Origin of the sequence: Streptomyces sp. NPDC012935, from assembly GCF_042900345.1 — a bacterium.
Taxonomy (GTDB): domain Bacteria; phylum Actinomycetota; class Actinomycetes; order Streptomycetales; family Streptomycetaceae; genus Streptomyces.
Window position 1 is genome coordinate 40,689 of record NZ_JBIBBC010000029.1, and the last position, 18,932, is coordinate 59,620.

The 18,932-nt window shown below is 70.8% G+C and carries 17 protein-coding genes; 9 read left to right on the forward strand and 8 right to left on the reverse strand.

The genetic code is table 11. The features are described 5' to 3' along the window. Window positions 1–13: 13 nt before the first annotated feature. Window positions 14–898: a septum formation family protein gene (locus ACFY5C_RS39365; protein ID WP_389454613.1), complete on the reverse strand. Its 885-nt coding sequence runs from the start codon at window positions 896–898 to the stop codon at window positions 14–16. A 252-nt stretch (window positions 899–1,150) separates the two neighbouring features. On the opposite strand from ACFY5C_RS39365, the gene ACFY5C_RS39370 reads away from it, so the two are divergent. From ACFY5C_RS39370 to ACFY5C_RS39390, 5 genes are all read left to right on the forward strand, one after another. After that, entirely contained in the window at window positions 1,151–1,768 is a 618-nt protein-coding gene (locus ACFY5C_RS39370; RefSeq protein ID WP_389454616.1) for an RNA polymerase sigma factor, read from the forward strand. A gap of 321 nt (window positions 1,769–2,089) precedes the next feature. Then, a complete protein-coding gene (locus tag ACFY5C_RS39375) occupies window positions 2,090–2,956 on the forward strand; it encodes a hypothetical protein (protein ID WP_389454619.1) in 867 nt (288 codons plus the stop codon). A 67-nt stretch (window positions 2,957–3,023) separates the two neighbouring features. Beyond that, window positions 3,024–3,185 (forward strand): hypothetical protein, encoded by a 162-nt coding sequence (locus tag ACFY5C_RS39380; RefSeq protein WP_389454622.1) that lies wholly within the window; start codon window positions 3,024–3,026, stop codon window positions 3,183–3,185. Between the two features lie 347 nt (window positions 3,186–3,532). After that, on the forward strand, window positions 3,533–4,195 hold the full coding sequence (locus tag ACFY5C_RS39385) for an RNA polymerase sigma factor (RefSeq protein ID WP_389454625.1): 663 nt from the start codon (window positions 3,533–3,535) through the stop codon (window positions 4,193–4,195). Next, window positions 4,195–5,328, forward strand: coding sequence for a hypothetical protein (locus tag ACFY5C_RS39390; RefSeq protein WP_389454627.1), 1,134 nt, complete (start codon window positions 4,195–4,197; stop codon window positions 5,326–5,328). The genes ACFY5C_RS39385 and ACFY5C_RS39390 overlap by 1 nt, the downstream gene beginning before the upstream one ends. Window positions 5,329–5,528: 200 nt before the next feature. Here ACFY5C_RS39390 and ACFY5C_RS39395 read toward each other — a convergent pair whose 3' ends face one another. Beyond that, complete coding sequence (locus ACFY5C_RS39395) at window positions 5,529–6,356, reverse strand: L,D-transpeptidase family protein (RefSeq protein ID WP_389454629.1); 828 nt, start codon at window positions 6,354–6,356, stop codon at window positions 5,529–5,531. Between the two features lie 205 nt (window positions 6,357–6,561). Between ACFY5C_RS39395 and ACFY5C_RS39400 the strand changes: the two genes are divergently transcribed. Continuing rightward, window positions 6,562–8,142 carry a methylmalonyl-CoA mutase gene (locus ACFY5C_RS39400; RefSeq protein WP_389454632.1) on the forward strand — a complete coding sequence of 527 codons (1,581 nt, stop codon included), beginning with the start codon at window positions 6,562–6,564 and terminating at the stop codon, window positions 8,140–8,142. Between the two features lie 66 nt (window positions 8,143–8,208). Beyond that, window positions 8,209–8,856 carry a leucine efflux protein LeuE gene (gene leuE, locus ACFY5C_RS39405; RefSeq protein WP_389454635.1) on the forward strand — a complete coding sequence of 216 codons (648 nt, stop codon included), beginning with the start codon at window positions 8,209–8,211 and terminating at the stop codon, window positions 8,854–8,856. On the opposite strand, the gene ACFY5C_RS39410 is transcribed toward leuE, so the two are convergent. Continuing rightward, a complete protein-coding gene (locus ACFY5C_RS39410) occupies window positions 8,857–10,272 on the reverse strand; it encodes an FAD-dependent oxidoreductase (RefSeq protein ID WP_389454706.1) in 1,416 nt (471 codons plus the stop codon). A 97-nt stretch (window positions 10,273–10,369) separates the two neighbouring features. Between ACFY5C_RS39410 and ACFY5C_RS39415 the strand changes: the two genes are divergently transcribed. Then, complete coding sequence (locus tag ACFY5C_RS39415) at window positions 10,370–11,020, forward strand: TetR/AcrR family transcriptional regulator (RefSeq protein WP_389454638.1); 651 nt, start codon at window positions 10,370–10,372, stop codon at window positions 11,018–11,020. 13 nt (window positions 11,021–11,033) lie between these two features. On the opposite strand, the gene ACFY5C_RS39420 is transcribed toward ACFY5C_RS39415, so the two are convergent. From ACFY5C_RS39420 to ACFY5C_RS39440, 5 genes are all read right to left on the reverse strand, one after another. Further along, window positions 11,034–11,963, reverse strand: coding sequence for a class I SAM-dependent methyltransferase (locus ACFY5C_RS39420; protein WP_389454641.1), 930 nt, complete (start codon window positions 11,961–11,963; stop codon window positions 11,034–11,036). Between the two features lie 201 nt (window positions 11,964–12,164). Next, entirely contained in the window at window positions 12,165–13,028 is an 864-nt protein-coding gene (locus tag ACFY5C_RS39425) for a sulfotransferase family protein (protein WP_389454708.1), read from the reverse strand. Window positions 13,029–13,175: 147 nt separating this feature from the next. Then, window positions 13,176–14,345, reverse strand: coding sequence for an acyltransferase family protein (locus tag ACFY5C_RS39430; protein ID WP_389454644.1), 1,170 nt, complete (start codon window positions 14,343–14,345; stop codon window positions 13,176–13,178). Between the two features lie 707 nt (window positions 14,346–15,052). After that, entirely contained in the window at window positions 15,053–16,387 is a 1,335-nt protein-coding gene (locus ACFY5C_RS39435) for a polysialyltransferase family glycosyltransferase (protein WP_389454647.1), read from the reverse strand. Beyond that, window positions 16,384–17,361: a glycosyltransferase family 2 protein gene (locus tag ACFY5C_RS39440; RefSeq protein WP_389454650.1), complete on the reverse strand. Its 978-nt coding sequence runs from the start codon at window positions 17,359–17,361 to the stop codon at window positions 16,384–16,386. The genes ACFY5C_RS39435 and ACFY5C_RS39440 overlap by 4 nt, the downstream gene beginning before the upstream one ends. A gap of 198 nt (window positions 17,362–17,559) precedes the next feature. On the opposite strand from ACFY5C_RS39440, the gene ACFY5C_RS39445 reads away from it, so the two are divergent. Next, window positions 17,560–18,873 carry a DUF6716 putative glycosyltransferase gene (locus tag ACFY5C_RS39445; RefSeq protein WP_389454652.1) on the forward strand — a complete coding sequence of 438 codons (1,314 nt, stop codon included), beginning with the start codon at window positions 17,560–17,562 and terminating at the stop codon, window positions 18,871–18,873. Window positions 18,874–18,932: the final 59 nt, after the last annotated feature.

Consider the following 18,932-nt stretch of genomic DNA (forward strand, 5'->3'; position numbering starts at 1 on the left):
TCCTGCGAGGGCGTCAGCTCGCCCAGACCTCCGCCTCGTCGGCCGGGACGGTGGTGGCCAGGCCCAGCTCCTTGCGGGCGGCGACCGTCTTGTTCGGGTCGATGCCGGTGAACGCCGAGTCGTAGGCGATGTAGAACGTGTCCGTGTCGGCGGCGTTCGCGGCCTTCTTCCACTGCTCGGCCGTCTTCGTCAGGTCCGCGCGGAGCTTGCCGACCTCGGAGCCGTCGATGTCCTTCAGGCCCTTCACATGCGTGTCGAGGGCGGCCGCCACTGCCTTGGCCTGCGCCTTGTAGCCGGTGAAGTCCGCCTCGACGGAGTCCTTGTCGGACTGGTTGGCCCAGAACGCGTCGTAGACGGCGTTGGAACCGTTCAGGTACGCGGTCTGCTCGGGCTTCAACGACTTCGCGTTCAGCGCGCCGGTGAAGGTGCCCGAGTCCTTGGTGTAGCTGCAACTGACGGCGCGGTCGCCGGTCGCCCAGCTCTCCTGGGTCGGGGTGTAGTGAATGAGTCCGACACCCTTGGGGAGCGCCCAGGTGTCCGGGGCGAACTTCCCGGCCTCGGCGGGGCATCGCTCGTCGGCGATGGCGGCGACCGCGTCCGCGCCGGGGTACTTCGACCCTTCCTCGATTTTGAAGTCGCCGACGACCTGGCCCGTGTGCGCCTCGGCGCAGGGCACGATCTCGACGAGGATCTCCGTGCCCCCGGCCTTGTTGTTCGGGTTGTAGCAGTCCCCGACGTTCAGCGAGAACACCGATCTCTGGCGGGCCACCTTCTTCGCGCCGTCCTTGGCGCTGTCGACGGCATCCGTGACGTCCGCGCATCCCACCGCGCCGATCGCGATCAGGGCGACGGCGGTGGATATGCCGCGAAGGGAGCGAAATTGACCGCGAACTGACATGACGTTACATCCCCTTATGCGAACTTTATGTTGATCGCGCGCATCGTATGCCATCCCTGTGACAGGGCTGTGCGCAGGTCACGGCGACTCTGACTCGCGATGTGTGGCAATGGTTGTAGCGACCAGTCACGTGTACGGCCCCTGTGACACTTCTGTGAGGCCGGGCGCTGTTGACCGTGGAGGGGCGTGGGCAAGGGTGGCCGCACCGCGGGGTGCGAATCCGCCGCGAACCGGTACGGACAAGGACAGTTCTTGGGCCAGGGAGGGGAACCCCGACGCGGGCACGCGCACGACGGGGAGTTGAGCGCGGCCGTCGCGCGGGCTCAGGAAGGTGACGAGGCCGCCTTCGCGGTCGCGTACCGGCTGGTGCACCCGGCACTGCTCGGGTACCTGCGCGGGCTGGTCGGGGACGAAGCGGAGGACGTGGCCTCCGACGCCTGGCTGGAGATCGCCCGGGACCTCGGCCGGTTCAGGGGCGACGGCGCCGGATTCCGGGGCTGGACCGCGACCATCGGCCGGCACCGGGCGCTGGACCATCTGCGCCGTCAGAAGGTACGGCCCCGGTCGTCGGCGCTGGAGCACGACGTACTGGACCTGCCCGGTCCGCACAACACGCACGACCAGGCCCTGGAGTCGATCTCCACCGAGCAGGCCCTGGACCTGGTCCGCGGGCTGCCGAAGGACCAGGCCGAGGCCGTACTGCTCCGGGTCGTCGTCGGCCTCGACGGCCCCGCCGCGGCACGCGTCCTCGGCAAGCGCCCGGGCGCGGTCCGGACGGCCGCCTACCGGGGGCTGAAGCGTCTGGCCGAGCAGCTGGGCGTCGCAGGTGTGACGGATGACGGCCCCCGGACGCTGGGGGAATCGAAATGAACAGTGCGGGTGTCGGCGGCTGACAGGCGGCGCTGCGGTGCATTGCGCATCGGAACTACGGCGATACGGCCCCAGGCCGCCACGGCGTTTCGACGCGGCGAGGCGGCGAGGCGGCCAGCGCGGTGAGTCGTACGGGGCGCGTCGGACGTACAGGCTCTGTGAGCTCACGAGTCACAGCGGTCACGGCAGTCGCGACTGTGACAGCAGTCGCATGGGCCACAGGGGCTCAAGTGGGTGCGGGCCGCGCAGACCGCGGCGGCTGCGCAGTCAAAGGGCGGCACAGGCCAACCAAGCAGGTCGGACAGGGACGGGAAGACGGACATGGGTGAACGGCGGAGCGGCGGCGGAGAACCCGGCCGTCGGCATGCCCGCCCTTACGACAGGGCCTCGGGGCATGCGTCCGGCCCGGCTGTGACCCTCGACGACGCCGCGCTGGAGGCGCTGCTCTCCGCCGCAGTGCTGCGCGGGCACCCCGTGGACACCGGGGGCGAGCAGCGTGCCGTGGCCGCCTTCCGGGCCGCCCGTGCCGCGGGGGCACACCAGGCACGCAGCCGACGCCGGGACGACTGGCGGCCGCGCGAGCCGCGCCGACTGCCCCTGTCGCTGAAGACCACCCTCTCCCTGTTCGTCGCGAGCCTCGCGCTGGGCGGCGTGGCAGTCGCCGCGATCGGCTCGTCCGGCCCCTCTAAGGCCCCCGGCGACGACGGGACCAGGCCCACCCCGTCGGCCGGCGTCCCCGACAGGCCCACCGACGGGCACCCCTCCGCGGCGTCCGGCGCCGCCTCCGCCAAGCCCGGCCACCCGCCCACCGCCCAGGACACCGAGGCCAGGTGCCGCGCGTACGACCAGGTCGAGGATCGCGGCAAAGCCCTGGACTCGACGGCCTGGCAGCGGCTCGTCGCGGCGGCGGGCGGTGCGGACAAGGTGGACGCGTACTGCGCCGAGCGGTTGGCGGAAACGGAGAGCGGGCCCACGAACGGGTCGGCCAACGGACCCACGAACGGGTCGGCGAACCGTCCCACGAACGGGCCGACGAACGGGCCGACGAACCGACCCACGAACGGGCCCACGAACGGGCCCACTAATGGGCCGACGAACGGGTCCACCAATGGGCCGACGAACGGGCCAACCAACCCGCCTACGAACAAGGGCGACGGGGCGACCGCCCCTGGCCCGCCGGGGCCGTGAAGGGTGACTGTCCCGCATCGGGGACATCGCCGCCGGCCGGGTCGGCGCTCCCATCCGACTCGCCGTCGTGGCAACCCACTTGCTGACCGCGCTCATCAACCACGAGTACCAGCACGATCAGTGGATCAGTGAAGTACGCGGCGGCGACCTCGGCCACGCGCTGCCGTCCGACCCCTCCAGCGAGCACATCCGCCGTATCGACGGCTACCTCGTCGTCGACGTCCGGTAGCCGGGCCGGGCCCTGCGCGAGACGACCGGGGCCGCCACCCCCCACAGGAGAGGCCCCGGCCGTCGCGCGGCACGGGCCGCGCGGCGGCCCGTACTTTCTACAGCGCCATGACTGCGTTTTCTGTCACACCTGGGCGGAGACATCGCCGGAATCCGGGGTAGTTGCACGTTGTACGGACATGGACGAGCAGCGCTTTCAGGCCGTAACGTGCCTTTCGCGCCGGACGCGGCAGGTGTATGACCACCGCAACGACCTGCGGTTCCAGAACCGCAACCATCAACTGAGGAACCACGACGGCGAGAACCGGTCCGCGACAGCGGCACCGGCTTAGGCGCAAAAGGGGCGCAGTGCTGGGGGACGACGCGGAGCTGACCGCCGCGGTGCTTGCGGCACAGGACGGGGACGAGAGCGCGTTCCGGACTGTGTACCGCACTGTGCACCCGCGGCTGCTCGGGTACGTACGGACGCTGGTCGGCGACCCGGACGCCGAGGATGTCGCCTCAGAGGCGTGGTTGCAGATAGCGCGTGACCTGGAGCGGTTCAGCGGGGACGCGGACCGCTTCCGCGGCTGGGCCGCCCGGATAGCCCGCAACCGTGCGCTGGACCACATACGCATGCGCGGCCGTCGCCCCGCGATCGGCGGTGACGAGACGGAGCTGACTGGGAAGGCCGCCGAGTCCGACACGGCGGGGGAGGCCATGGAGGCCCTGGCCACCGACGGCACCCTCTCCCTCATCGCCCGCCTGCCGCAGGACCAGGCAGAGGCTGTCGTCCTGCGCGTGGTCGTGGGGCTCGACGCCAAGACTGCCGCTCAGACGCTGGGCAAGCGTCCGGGCGCCGTACGAACCGCCGCACACCGGGGTCTGAAGCGGCTCGCCGAGCTGCTCGGCGACGATCCGGAATCGACCGGGGTGCTCGACGCTCTGCCTCCGCAGCGAGGAACCCGCGACCGTGCGGTGACGTCTGCGAGTGTGACGCATATGCGTTCGCGGACGCAGAAGGATGTGTGATGGCCGACGAGCAGTACAGGTGGCTGGACCGCGAAACGGCGGAGCGTTTGCTGCGCGGAGAGTCACTCGAAGCTGTCGAACCGGTCGACCGCGACCAGGCCGAACGCCTCGCCAAGACGCTTGAGGCGCTGACCGCCGAACCCCCGCTGAGCAGCGCGGAACTCCCTGGAGAGGCCGCAGCGCTGGCGGCGTTCCGCGCGGCGCGCGCGGGTCGGCTCACCGGGTCCGCGAACGTCGTCCACGGCCCCGCATCCGGTGCTTCCGAGGGCTGCGCCGACCCCGAAGCCGGGTTCGGCGACGTCGGCCTCGTCCGTATCGGTGGCGCCGACAACGGTGTCCGCCGACCCCGCTGGGCACGTCCCGTACGGCTCGGTCTCGCCGCCGCGCTGGCCGTCGGCATGGTCGGCGGGGTCGCGGTCGCGGCGGGAACCGGAGTCCTGACATCGCCGTTCGTCGGGGACGAAGGAGGCCGCCCGGCCGCCACGGTCTCGGCACCGGTACCACCCGAGCGCCCGCTTCTCTCGCCCTCGCCGGAGGGCGGCGTGCGGGGCGGGCCCACGCCCGACGACGACTCGCAGGCACCCACCGATCCAGGGGCGACCGAGGGCGCCGAACCCGGCGGTCCCGCCCCGGACCGCGGATCGGCCCCCGACCGGGACAAGGCCGCCCGCGGCTGGTGGAAGGTCGCCACCGCGTACTGCCGTGACCTGCACGACGGCAAGGAACTGTCCAAGGACCGCCGCCGTGCCCTGGAGAGCGCGGCGGGGGGCTCCGAACGCGTGCGGAAGTACTGCAAGGGCGTCCTCAAGGCCGTCAGCGACGGCACCTGGGGCAAGTCGGGCGGCGGCAAGGACACGGACCGCGACCGGGACCGAGACGGGGAACGGGACAGGAACCGAGACCGGGACAGCGACGACGACGAGGGCGACCGCGCCGATTCGCGGGGCGACGGCTGGGACGGCCGGCACGGCGACGAGGACCGTGACCGTGAACGTGACCACCGCGGTGACCGCGGCCGTGTCCGCGACGGCGACCGCACGAGGGGCGCCGTGGCAGCAGCCCCGTCCACCGTGGTGGCGCGCGCGGCGGACCTCCTGCCGGACGGCGTCCTCACTTCCGTAACAGGTCGCTGACCTGCAGTTTTGTGATTGGTTGAAAATTCTTCGCCGCAGGAGTGACACTTTCGGCCGCCATGGCGCTGATGTGAGTGAGCCGACTGGTCATCGGCCGTCGCACAGAGCCGGGGTTCCCCCCGTACCTACGGCTCGTGCATCGGCGCGGGCGGGACACGTTCCCCCGGTCCCGCCCGCGCCCCACACCCACTCCCCGCGCCTCACCAGTGGACGACGACCTTGTCGCCGGTCCTCACCTGCGCGAACATCTCCCCGATCGCCCGCTCGTCCCGGACGTTGACGCAGCCGTGCGAGGCACCTGCGTAACCCGTGGCCGCGAAGTCGGACGAGTAGTGCACCGCCTGGCCGCCGCTGAAGAACATCGCGTACGGCATCGGCGAGTCATAGAGCGTCGACACATGGTGCCGTGACTTCCAGTAGACGCTGAACACACCTTCTCGGGTGGGTGTGTACTGCGACCCGAACCGCACCGGCACCGTCAGGACCGACCGCCCGTCGATCATCCAGCGCAGCGTCCGACTCGACTTGCTGATGCACAGCACCCGGCCGGTCAGGCACCGCGCGTCCGGTGCGTCGGCCGGCTGGCCGCCCATCAGGTACAGGTCCCACTTGCCGGGCTCGCGGGTCATCCGCAGCAGCCGCTGCCAGGTGACCTCGTCGGTCTTCCCCGTCCTCGGCAGCCCCCGCTTGCCCTGGAAGCCCCTGACCGCCTGCTCCGTCAGATCGTCGTAGGTCCCGGTCGGCCCGTCGAAGAGCCAGGCGATCTGACGCAGACGGGCCTGGAGCTCCCGGATGTCACGGCCCTCGTCGCCCCGCGACCACAGCACGGCGGGTGGCGCCGCCGGCGTGGGCTTCGCGCTCGGCTTGTCGTCGGGCGGCGCCGACTTCGGGGACGGCGTGCCGCTCGGGAGCTCTATGTGCACGGGCGAGCGCCGCTCCTCCTCGCCGGAGGCCTGCACGGTGCAGCCGCACAGCACGCTCAGCGCGGCACCGCAGGCCAGTGCGGCGGTCGCTCTCCCCAAGCCCATGCCCCGTGTCCGCCCCATACCCCTGGTACGCATCCCGGCCCCCGTCGTCTCACCGCGGCCGCCCCGACCGCCCGACCGCCCTGGTGTCACCTGAGATGCTCCCCGCACGTGACCGGTTGCGAACTACGCGGCATGGTTGGACACAGAGGTGAAGGACACGGTCCGCGGTGGCGGGCGACAACCTAGGCACCCTCGGAGGCACACCATGGCGCGTGAGTCTGAGTCCGGAGCGCCCATCGAGCCGGTCTACGGGCCGGACGCGCTCAGCGGCTGGGACCCTGCCGAGAAGCTGGGGGAGCCGGGCTCGTACCCCTTCACCCGCGGCGTGTACCCCACGATGTACACGGGCCGCCCGTGGACGATGCGCCAGTACGCCGGCTTCGGTACGGCGGCGGAGTCCAACGCCCGCTACCGGCAGCTGATCGCCCACGGCACGACCGGCCTGTCGGTCGCCTTCGACCTGCCCACCCAGATGGGCCACGACTCCGACGCGCCGATCGCGCACGGCGAGGTCGGCAAGGTGGGAGTCGCCATCGACTCGGTCGACGACATGCGGGTGCTGTTCGGCGGGATCCCGCTCGACAAGGTGTCGACGTCGATGACGATCAACGCGCCGGCCGCGCTGCTGCTTCTGCTGTACCAGCTGGTGGCGGAGGAGCAGGGGGTCCCGGCGGACCGTCTCACCGGCACGATCCAGAACGACGTGCTGAAGGAGTACATCGCCCGTGGGACGTACATCTTCCCGCCGAAGCCCTCGCTCCGGCTGATCGCCGACATCTTCCGGTACTGCCAGGCCGAGATCCCGCGCTGGAACACGATCTCGATCTCCGGCTACCACATGGCCGAGGCGGGCGCGTCCCCCGTGCAGGAGATCGCCTTCACGCTCGCCGACGGCATCGAGTACGTCCGCACGGCGGTGGCGGCGGGCATGGACGTGGACGACTTCGCGCCCCGTCTGTCCTTCTTCTTCGTGGCCCGTACGACGATTCTGGAGGAGGTCGCCAAGTTCCGTGCGGCGCGCAGGATCTGGGCCCGGGTGATGCGGGACGAGTTCGGTGCACGGAACCCCAAGTCCCTGATGCTGCGCTTCCACACGCAGACGGCCGGCGTCCAGCTGACGGCCCAGCAGCCGGAGGTGAACCTGGTGCGCGTGGCGGTGCAGGGCCTCGCGGCCGTCCTCGGCGGCACCCAGTCCCTGCACACCAACTCCTTCGACGAGGCGATCGCGCTGCCCACGGACAAGAGCGCCCGCCTCGCGCTGCGCACCCAGCAGGTGCTGGCGTACGAGACGGACGTGACGGCGACCGTGGACCCCTTCGCGGGCTCGTACGCCGTGGAGAGGATGACCGACGACGTCGAGGCGGCCGCGGTGGAGCTGATGCAGCGCGTCGAGGACCTCGGCGGCGCGGTGGCGGCCATCGAGCACGGCTTCCAGAAGGGCGAGATCGAGCGCAGCGCCTACCGGATCGCCCAGGAGACGGACTCCGGCGAGCGGGTCGTCGTCGGCGTCAACCGCTTCCGGCTCGACGAGGAGGAGCCGTACGAGCCCCTCCGCGTCGACCCGGCGATCGAGGCCCGGCAGGCGGAGCGCCTCGCGAAGCTGCGCGCCACGCGCGACCGGGACGCGGTGGACTCGGCCCTGGCCGCGCTGAAGAAGGCCGCCGCGGGGGAGGACAACGTCCTGTACCCGATGAAGGACGCGCTGCGGGCCCGGGCGACGGTGGGGGAGGTGTGCAACGCGCTGCGGGAGGTCTGGGGGAGGTACGTCCCGAGCGACGCCTTCTGATCCGCGCCGTCTCGCCCGATGAAATCCGGGATCGGATTGTCGTACCCCCGTGCCACACTCCTTTCCATGTTCGGTGTCATCGACCTCCCCACCTACCTCGCGGGCCTGATCCTGATCGTCCTGCTGCCCGGTCCCAACTCGCTGTACGTGCTGTCCGTCGCCGCGCGCCGGGGCGTCCGTCCCGGGTACACCGCCGCGGCCGGTGTCTGGTGCGGGGACACCGTGTTGATGACCCTGTCCGCCGCCGGGGTCGCCTCCCTGCTGCAGACGAACGCCGTGTTGTTCGGGATCGTGAAGTACGCGGGGGCCGGGTATCTGACCTGGCTGGCGATCGGGATGATGCGGGCGGCCTGGGGGATGTGGCGGCACCGGCGCGCGGCGGCCGTGGAGGAGAGCCCGGTCCCGGCCGCCGAGGAGCGGCCCTTCCGGCGGGCCTTCGTCGTCAGCCTCCTCAACCCCAAGGCGATCCTCTTCTTCGTCGCCTTCTTCGTGCAGTTCGTCGATCCGGCGTACGCCTACCCCGCGCTGTCGTTCGTCGTGCTCGGAGCCTTCGCGCAGCTCGCGAGCTTCCTGTACCTCAGTGCGCTGATATTCGGCGGCACGAAGCTGGCGGCGGCGTTCCGCAGGCGCAAGCGGCTGTCGGCCGGAGCCACTTCGGCGGCGGGGGCGTTGTTCCTCGGGTTCGCGGTGAAGCTCTCGCTCGCCGGCAGCTGATCACTCGTCGGTAGCCGATCGGATGCCGACGCCCGCCAGGTAGGCAGACAGGTCGTCGGCCGTCTCGCCGGCCCACCCCACGTACCCGTCCGGCCGGACCAGGAGCAGGCCCTTCCCGTACGACGCCTGCTCCTGGCCGCCGACCACCCGTACCGCTTCCGGCAGTTGAGGTGCCTGCGCGCCCACGGCGACGAGCGTCCAGTGCGGCCCCCGGAACGCGTCGAACAGCCGCACGCCACCCAGCGTCCCGTCCGGAGCGCGGTCGCCCGCCCGCACCGGACCCGGAGCCGGCCGTGTCTCCCGGGTCAGCGACGACTCCCGGTAGCCCAGCCCGAGCTGGCGGGTCGCCTCGCCGCGGCGCACCTGGCCGCGGTGCACGCTCGTCGACAGGCCGAGCATGTCCGCGGCGATGGGACGCCGTTCCTCCTCGTAGGTGTCGAGGAGCGCCGCGCCGGCCCCGTCCCGCAGCACCGCGCCCAGTTTCCAGCCCAGGTTGTAGGCGTCCTGGACGCTGGTGTTGAGGCCCTGCCCGCCCGCCGGCGAATGGATGTGCGCGGCGTCCCCCGCGAGGAACACCCGCCCGTCCCGGAACCGGTCCGCCAGCGCCGCGCGCGGCCGGAAGTCCGAGGCCCAGCGGACCTCTGTCACGTCTTCCGGCGCGAGGTGGGAACGCGCGGCGACCGCCTTGCGCACGCCGTCCGCCGAGACGTCCACCGACGCCCCTTCGGGGAACCGGGCCGCTACCTGGAACTCCTCCGTGCCCGCGAGCGGACAGATCGCGAGGAAGTCCTGGCCCTCCCCGTGCGGCGGGAAGATGTGCCAGTTGTCCCGGTCCAGGCCCGTGATCCTGACGTCCGCCACCAGCGTCGGGCTCGGATCGACGGTCTCCCCGGTCATGCCGATACCGAGGGCCCGCCGTACGGCCGACCGGCCGCCGTCGGCGGCGACGACGTACCGCGCGCGCACGCTCTCGCCGGACGCGAAGCGAGCCGTCACGCCGTGCTCGTCCTGCGCGATCCCGACGACCTCCCGGTCGAAGGCGACCTGTCCACCCAGCTCCGCCAGCCGCGCGAAGAGAATCTCCTGCGTCCGCCACTGCGGAACCATCCACGGCTCGGTGTACGGCGAGTCCTCCGTGACCTCCGCCGGGTCGAACATCTGGTGCTCGCCGACCCGCCGGCCGTCCTGCCAGATCATCCCGACCGGATAGCTGCCGCCCGCCGCGTGGATGGCCTCGAGGACGCCCAGGTCGTCGAAGACCTCCATCGTGCGCGGCTGGATCCCCTTGCCGCGCGACCCGGGAAAGAGCCGCTCGGCCCGCTCCACGACCAGCGCGTCCACGCCGCGCCGGGCGAGATCGATGCCGAGGGCGAGGCCGGTGGGGCCCGCGCCGACGATCAGTACATCCGTGTCCACCGGTACATCCGCATGCGCGTTCACGAGCACCGTCTCCTTAACGTTGTTAAGTTCCTTCGGTTACGAGCGTGCCCTTAACGGCGTTAAGCTGTCAAGCGTGAATACGGAACGCCGAGCGCCCCTCGATCGCACACGCGTCGCGGACACCGCGCTCAAGCTCCTGAACGAGGTGGGCCTCGACGGCCTGACCCTGCGTGCCATCGCCAAGGAGCTGGACGTCAAGGCGCCCGCTCTGTACTGGCACTTCAAGGACAAACAGGCGCTGCTCGACGAGATGGCGACCGAGATGTACCGGCGGATGGTCGCCGCGACGCCCCTCGACCCGGACGAGGGCTGGCGGGAGCGGCTCCTGAGGTCCAACCGCGGGCTGCGCGCGGCGCTGCTCGGCTACCGCGACGGGGCCAAGGTGTTCAGCGGCTCACGCTTCACCGGCATCGAGCACGCCGAGCAGATGGAGGACAACCTGCGCCTGTTCACAGCCGCCGGCTTCGCCCTCGCCGACGCGGTCCGCGCGACCTCGACGACGTACTTCTACACCCTCGGCTTCGTAACTGAGGAACAGGGCGTCGAGCCGGTCGCGGGTGGGCGCCGTGAGGGGTACGACATAGAGCAGCGCGCCCGCCTGATGGCCGACTTTCCCTTGTCGGCTCAGGCGGGCGCGGAGATCTTCACCGACTACGACCGGCACTTCGAGGAGGGACTGGCGGTGGTGATCGCCGGTATCGAGGCGCGGTACGGGGTCGGCTGAACGGGGCGGCGGATCACCTCGCCCGGCGTCGGGCGTTGCGGATCGCACGGGTGACGACCGGCGGCAGCACATCCGCGGCGAGCCTGCGGGCGCGGCTGCGGGGTGCCTTCGGCCGCGCGGGGCGAGCCGCGGAGGCGGCAGCCGCGGCGGGTGCGGCGGGCTCCACGGGGATGCTGTCCGCGTGCCGGGACGGCGGGAACGGCGGGGCCTGCGTGCCCTTGGCCTTGAGTCGGATGATGCGGTGCCCGGCCGCCTGCTGGACGCTGAGGTGGCAGTCCTTGCGCGCCCGCACCATCGCCAGCAGCTCCTCCTGGACCGGCTCGGGGTCGCTCCAGGTCGCGTACAGCTTCTGTGTGCTCAGGCAGATCGGGTGCAGGCCACGGTTGATCACGGCCTCCCAAGTGGCTATCGCCACTCCCGGCGTGTGCTCGGAACGGAAGTCGTCCAGGACGACCACCCCGTCGGGCAGCAGGAGGTCGTGGGCCGCGCCGATGTCGCCGTACACGTGCTCGTACAGGTGCGAGCCGTCCACGTGGACGAACCGGCACGAGCCCGCCGGGACCTCGTCGGGCACGATCGAGCTGGGGCCCTGCAGGACGCGCGGCAGCTCGTCGTGGAAGGAGAGGTAGTTCTCCTCGAAGGCCTGCCGGGTCAGCGCGCTGTACGACTTCGCCGACTCCGCCTTGTTGGCGTCGTCCGGTGCGTCGCCCTCGAAGAGGTCGCACACCGTGTAGCGCTCACCCGGCTGGAGGCGTTGGCCGGTGAAGATCGCGCTCTTGCCCATGAACACCCCGATCTCCAGCAGGTCGCCGCGCATCCCCGCGGACTGCTGCCGGTCGAGGAGCCAGTCGAAGAGCACCTGGTCGAGCGGGGGAAACCAGCCGGGGACGTCGTCGAGGGTGCGAGGGCGTCGGACGGCGGGCGTGGACTGTGTGGCTGCCATAGGCGCGAGCACTCCGTTGTGATCCTGCGAGTCGGACGGGGTACTCCGGTGTCTGCCCCGTGCGAATACGCCAAACCAGCTGTGCGATGAACGCCAGGACAACATCGCATGGTCAACGGGGGGCTCATCGGTTTCCGCGCGGTGTACCGGATCGACGGGCCGTGGCAGGCTGCCCCGGGCAGGGCGCCGGACCAGCGGTTTTCAGTCCGGATACCCCCACGCGCGCGCCAATTCTGCCAGCCGCTCCGGAAGCTCCACGTCCGGGTGTGCGGTGCGGGCGGGCTGGATGCGGCCGGACTTCAGGGTGCTGGACCAGTCGCCGAGCTGGGGGCGGAGGGTGCCGTGGTCCTGTGCGCCGTAGTCGAGCATGCCGGGCTCCCACGGCAGGCCGAGGTAGGCGCAGATGTCGCGGGTGACCCGCTCGGGCTCGGCGGTCAGCTCCTCGTACCGGATCACGTGGCCGTCGAGGTTCTGACGCGCCTCCTCCAGCTTCTCGCTGTAGCCGAGGACCTCGGCGCGGATGGCCTCGTGGTCGGGGTCGGCCCGGCGGCTGGTCAGGGACGCGATCACGGCGGCCGGGTGCCGCAGCAGGAGGATGTGGCGGGCGTGGGGCCAACATCGGTGCAGCCGGGGCCAGATGAGGGTGTTCGGCGGGGTCTTGTCGACGATGACGTCCTTGCCGCTGCGGGTGAGCTCCAGGTGCAGCACCCGGTCCCACAGCAGGTGCTCCAGCTCGTCCTTGTCGAGCTCCAGCTCCCGCATGGCGGCCGCGGTGAACTCGCGGGACAGGTGCACGTGCAGGGTGCGCAGATGCATCTCGTGCGGGGCCCGGATACGGCTGTGGCTGTTCAGCAGCACTCGAAGCAGCGTGGAGCCGGAACGCACCGAGGACAGGACGAAGACCGGCGACCGAACCAGGCGCGGCGCGGGCGGGGCGGTGTAGCCGGCGTCGGCGTCATCGGCGCTGCGGGGCGAGGGGACGGCGTTGAGGTTCCCGCGCGGCGGGCTCACGGCCTGCATCATCAGCCTGCCCCGACGCTTCAGTCCTTTGCTGATCGCCGTCATCCGAGGGTCTCGCACGGTGACACCTTTCTCTCGCGCATTGCCCTCCGCATCCCAGGGGCGGTAGTTGAACGGCAGATGACGCGTAGGAGACGCGAAGCGGGGATGTGCGTGCGCACATCCCCGCTGACCAGGTGTCTTACCGCTTCCTTAATTCTTCCTGTTAATCGTGGCCAGCTTGCGACGAATCAGCGGAGTGGCCCAGTCCTCCACGTACCGGTTGAGCAGCCGGGCGAGCAGCAGCATCGCGCCGACGGTCAGCAGGACGGTGGCGTACGACGGGATGTTCAGCCCCTGGTGGAGTGCCTTGATGGCGACCCAGCCCAGGTGCTCGTGCACGAGGTAGAAGGGGTACGTCAGGGCGCCCGCGACCGTCAGCCAGCGCCAGTTGGCCCAGTGCAGCCAGCCCAGCGCGATCGCGGCCACGGCGACGTAGCCCAGGGTGACCACCAGCATGATGCCGAAGGAGCTGCGGTAGGAGAAGGCGTCCACGTCGGGGGCGTGCCACAGCCGCGACACCGCGTAGTGCTGGCCGATCAGCCAGCTCACGATCACGATGCCCCAGGCGTACGCGTCCTTGCGGTCGCGGTGCACCAGGTACAGGCCGACGCCGCCGATGAAGTACGGGGCGTACTCGGGCATCAGGACGATGTCGAGGAGCGGCTCCTGCGCGCCCTCTGTGATGACTGCGGCGAGGGTCCAGACGGCGCAGAACAGGATCACGCGGCGGCGAGTCGCGCCGGGCAGTACGACACACAGCGCGAACAGGGCGTAGAAGCGGATCTCCGCCCACAGGGTCCAGCACACACCGAGCACCCGGTCGACACCCAGCGGCTGCTGAAGCATCGTCAGGTTCACCAGCGCGTCACTGGGGGACACCGCCTTGTACGTGACGACCGGCAGCGCGAAGACGAGCGTCACGATGATGATGGCCGCCCAGTAGGCCGGCAGCAGCCGGGCGGCGCGGGACGCGAAGAACGACTTCAGCGGTCTGCCCCAGCCGCTCATACAGATCACGAACCCGCTGATCACGAAGAACACCTGGACGCCCAGGCAGCCGTACGCGAAGTAGCCGTGCAGCGTGGGGAACTGCTGTTGGGGCGAGCTTCCCCAGGCGTCGGTGACCTCGCCGCCACGGCCTCCGTAGTGGTACGCCGCCACCATCAGCGCGGCGACCAGGCGCAGTCCGTCCAGTGCGCGCAACCGGGGCTCGCGGGGCTTGTCCGGCTTGGGTGGGCGGGACGAGGCGACCGGTGGGAGGACGGTGCGTACCACGGTGCCCGTGGAGGTCACTTTGGTGTCCTCGGGCGTGTCGATCACAGGATTCCCCTCGCTGGGATTCAGCCGGACCACAGCACACTAGTCCGAATCCAAGCGCCCACTTCGGCGAGCGGCGCAAGATTCGCCCCGCCGTCCGCGCGAGTTCACCTATGCGTCGCTTCCAACTCCGGCCCCACCGGCCCCACCCTCGCGACGCCCTTCGGTTGTGAAAACGCCGCATAGACGGAGTGTCGTTTCGGCGACGTAGGGGTGCCGTGTTGGGGGCGGAGTGGGGAGTTGAACAACTGCTCGAAGAGGAGCGCGAAGCGGGCCCTGCGGGCAGGTGCGAGCGCTTCCTCGACAGACGCCGTCGGGGACGGGTTGCTGAGACCCGGTTGCTGAGACCCGCGCTGCTGGAGAGCCGCGCGCCGACGGCGGCCGCGGCAGACCGCTGCCGCAGGGACCCCAGGGCGGCGGGCCGGAGCGGAGGGAAGCAGCACGCCCTGCCCGGGCACCGAGCTCCCCCCGGCCCTCGGCATCAGCCTGCCTCTGCCCGGGCACCGAGCTCCCCGGCCCTCGGCATCAGCCCGACACCCCACCACCTCACCCTGCCCGGCCGGTGCGCAGCCCGCACCGACGCCGAGTGCGCGCCGTCGCGCGGGAGGGCCCATCTCGCCAGAACCGGGGCCGGGGCACCCCCCGTGCCCCGCTCACCCCCCGCCGACAATCCCCCGTCAGCTCTCCGTCGGCCCCCCGTCGGCCAGGCGCTAGCCGCGTACCGCCCGCCGCAGGTTGCGGGCCTTGCGAGCCACGCGGCGGACCGTGGCGTTGCGGGGGATGAAGGACAGCTGGGCCGGAAGGCCGCCGGGCAGGGCCAGGGACGTCAGGCGCTTGCGCTTGAAGTAGCGGAGCGTCCGCTCGCTCAGGTTCTTCGCCAGGTACCGCTCGGTCTCCTCGCGCAGCCCCGGCAGGATCTTCGGCTGCATCGCGAAGCCCACCGCACGCACCAAAGACCCCAGCGCATCCACGTCCATGCTCCGGCGCTGCTCGGTGACCGCGCTGCGGTCGCCCAGTTCCGGAAGCAGCGCGTGCACGATCGTGACCGGCACACGGTTGCTGTTCTCGTACGGCGTCAGCCGCTCCAGCAGCAGTTCGGTGCCCACCTGCGCGACCGGAAGGCCGTACAGCGCGGACGCGGTGAGCAGCGCGGTGGAGAAGCAGCCCACGACCAGCGCGGGCCGCATCCGCTGGTACAGCACCTCGGCGAGGACCGGCGTGTCGAGCACCGTGAGCTCGACGCCGAGCTTCTCCGCCTCCTTCTCCAGGCTGCGGGTGAAGCGGGCCGGAGCCGAGGGGTGCGGCTTGAACACCACCTTGTCGTGGCCCAGTCCGGCCGCGCCCTTCAGCATCCGCACATGCAAGGCCTCCTCCTCGTCGTCGCTGAGGATGCCGAGCGCGGAGAGGTACTGGCCCAGCAGCAGCGCGGGCTCCTCGATCTCCGGCAGCGTGTCGCCGGAGGAGACGAGTTCGGCCAGCACCTTGGTGATGGCCGGCGTCGGCACGATCTCCGCCGGCACACCGAACTCGGTGAGCAGCAGCGGCTTCAGACCGGGCACCAGGTCGAGGTGCAGCACCCGGTCCACCCGGGTGCCGACCAGCGGGTCGATCTTGTTGCGGGTGGGGCCGTAACTCATCAGGCCGTCGGCGTAGACGGTGACTGGTGCGCCGGTGAAGATCTGTGCGATGCCCAGGGAAGGGTTGACCTGGATCGACTCGACCGCCAGCTCGACGTCGTCGTCGCCGAGTTGCCACTCGTGGCGCAGGAACCTCTCCCACAGCGGCAGGTCGTCCTGCCGCGGCGACCAGCCACCGGGGTGGAAGGGGAAGATCGTCTCGTTGTACGACAGCACGTCGTCGAAGCGCTCACGCAGCCGCTCGAAGCCCGGCATCTCGTCGAGGCCGGGCGTCGTCTCGGGCGTGGCGGCGTTGTTGCAGACCAGCAGGATGCGCCGGTCGGCGGGGCGGAAGCAGCCGGAGTCCAGGGCGGTGGCGAGGGTGGCCACGCCGTACAGGGTCGACGCCTGGAAGATCTGGGTGGTCACGCGGCGACCCCCGCAGGGGCGGGACGGCGACGCAGCCGGCGCAGCCGCGTGGCGCGCTGGATGTCCATGGAGTCCAGCGCCTCGTCCAGGACGTTCTGCGGCATGCGCCGCAGGGCCGCGGCACTCATGGATTTCAGCTTTTTCGCCACCGCGGGCTCGAACCTTTCGATGGATCCCAGATGATGGGAAATGATGGCGCAATATGTACGCACGGCCTTCGGCAGGAGTTTGTCCGCCTCCGGGTCCTGCGCGGTTTCCTCGATGACCTGGTCGAACGCGCGAATGAAATCGAGTTGGCGCACATCGCCGATCTGGGTGAGCGACGAGGCGACGCCACGCCGGTAGAAGACGCCGAGCAGGCTCACCGCGGCGAAGGAATCCGCCTCCCGGTGCAGCTTCCAGATCCACGGCCGGTCCTCGGCGGTGCGGAGCCCGTCGGTGAAGTGCAGCACCCCCTTGTCGACCAGCCGGCGGTGGTAGATCCCCGCCCAGGCGTACGCGTAGTCGACGGAGGTGGAACGGTCGGCGGGCAGGATCGCCTCGCGCGGATTCATCACGACGTTCCGGCGCCCGTGCGGCACCCGGTGCACGGCGCGCGCCCGTGCCGTGCACTGGACGTGGTCGGTGCGCAGGAAGTCGCAGCCCAACTCCTCGATCGCGGCGACCAGCCGGGGGTAGTAGCCGGGGGCGAGCCAGTCGTCGCCGTCCAGGAACGTCAGGTACTCGCCGCGCGCTCGGTCGATGCCGGTGTTGCGCGCGGTCGCCAGTCCCCCGTTCTTCTCGTGTCTGACATGTACCGCGCCTGGCAACTCGCGTTCCGCGCGCGCGAGGATCTCTGGCGTCCCGTCGCGCGAACAGTCGTCGACGAGAATGAATTCGAAGTCCTCACGTGCGTTCGCACGCAGGCTCCTGAGGGTGTCGGGCGCGTATTGCTGCACGTTGTAGAACGGCACGATGACGGAGAGCTTGACCACGCAATGGACGTTAGGACGAAGCCCGTCATTCGTCTTGACGATCGCCTTGAATCGAGGTGAACGACGTGTGGCGAAGCCGTGAACCGGGCTTTTTTACTGCCCGTTCCCGGCTCGATTCGCCGTTCGTCGATGTGCTGTTAACCGTCTGTTGCATTCTGGTTGGGCAGAACCTCGAAAAGGCTTCCTAGCGTCTTCGATGTGCCAGCAAGTGCGACGAAGACCCGACGAGTTGCCGTCCTCGCGGATTCCGATACCCGGTGGAAATGGGGCGCGCTCACCGCGAACCGTATCTCCCCGGAGGATTCGGACATCCGTCTGGACGGATTCCTCCTGCGTGGCCGGGCCACCCCCACCGCCCGCCAGCTCCAGGAGGTGGGCGTCCACGCCGACTCCCTCCGTGAGGTGAGCGCCGTGGAGTTCCTGCGCACCATGGCGCAGGAGTCGTACGACGTCCTGGTCCTCGCCCTCGTCGGCGGGGGCGTACAGGCCATGCTGCACGGCCTCAAGCGGGTCTGGGAAGGGCAGCCCCAGCGGCCCGTGGTCGTCACCGGCTACGTCGGTGTCGTCTACGAGAAGCTCGCCGACGGCCTGCTGCTGCGGCACGGCGCGGACCTCGTCCTCGCCAACTCCCGGCAGGACGCCGAGCGTTTTTGCGCGGTGTACGACGGGGTCGGCGCCGACTCCTCGGCGGTGACCGAGGTCGCCCTGCCGTTCCTCGGCGGTGAGCCCTACCCCGGCGAGCATGACCCCTACACGGTCGTCTTCGCCGCCCAGCCCTCCGTGCCGGACAGCCGCAAGGACCGTACGTACCTGCTGAACCGGCTCATCCAGCACGCCCGCAAGCACCCCGAGCGCGAGGTGCTGCTCAAGCTGCGCTCCAAGCCGGGCGAGCACACCACGCACATCGAGGAGTTGCCGTACCAGAAGCTGGTCCAGCGGCTCGACCCGCCGGCCAACTTCAAACTGGTGTACGGGAACATGGGCGAGGTCCTCGACCGCACCGACCTGCTCGTCACGATCAGCTCCACGGCGGCGCTGGAGTCGCTGCACCGCCGTATCCCCACCGTCGTCCTCAGCGACCTCGGTGTGCGCGAGGTGCTCGGCAACCACCACTTCGTGGGCTCCGGCTGCCTCGCCTCCTGGGACCAGCTGGACGACGGGCACAGCCCGACGCCCGACGAGGAATGGGTCTCCCGGCAGGGCGTCTGCGCCGACGGCTCGTACGCCACCGCCTTCGACGCGGCCCGCGAGCGCATCGCCAAGCTGCTGGAGCGTCCGGGCGGCCTGCCCGCCCTCACGCCGTACTACACGCCGGCCACCGCGCCCGGCTATCTGCCCGGCATCCTCGCCCGCCACCACCTCGGCCCGGACGGCAGCCCGCTGCCCGGCGCCCCCGCCCACGACAGCGAGCCCGGCCCCGTCCGGCAGATCGTGCGCCGGGCGGCGCGCGGCGCCTACCGGCACGGCGTGCAGCGCGTGGCGCCTGTCATCCGGCGGATGGGGGAGCTGTGAGCGACCCGACCGGGGTGCCGGGACGCGCCCCGAAGCCTTTGCAAGGAGCCCAAGGAGTG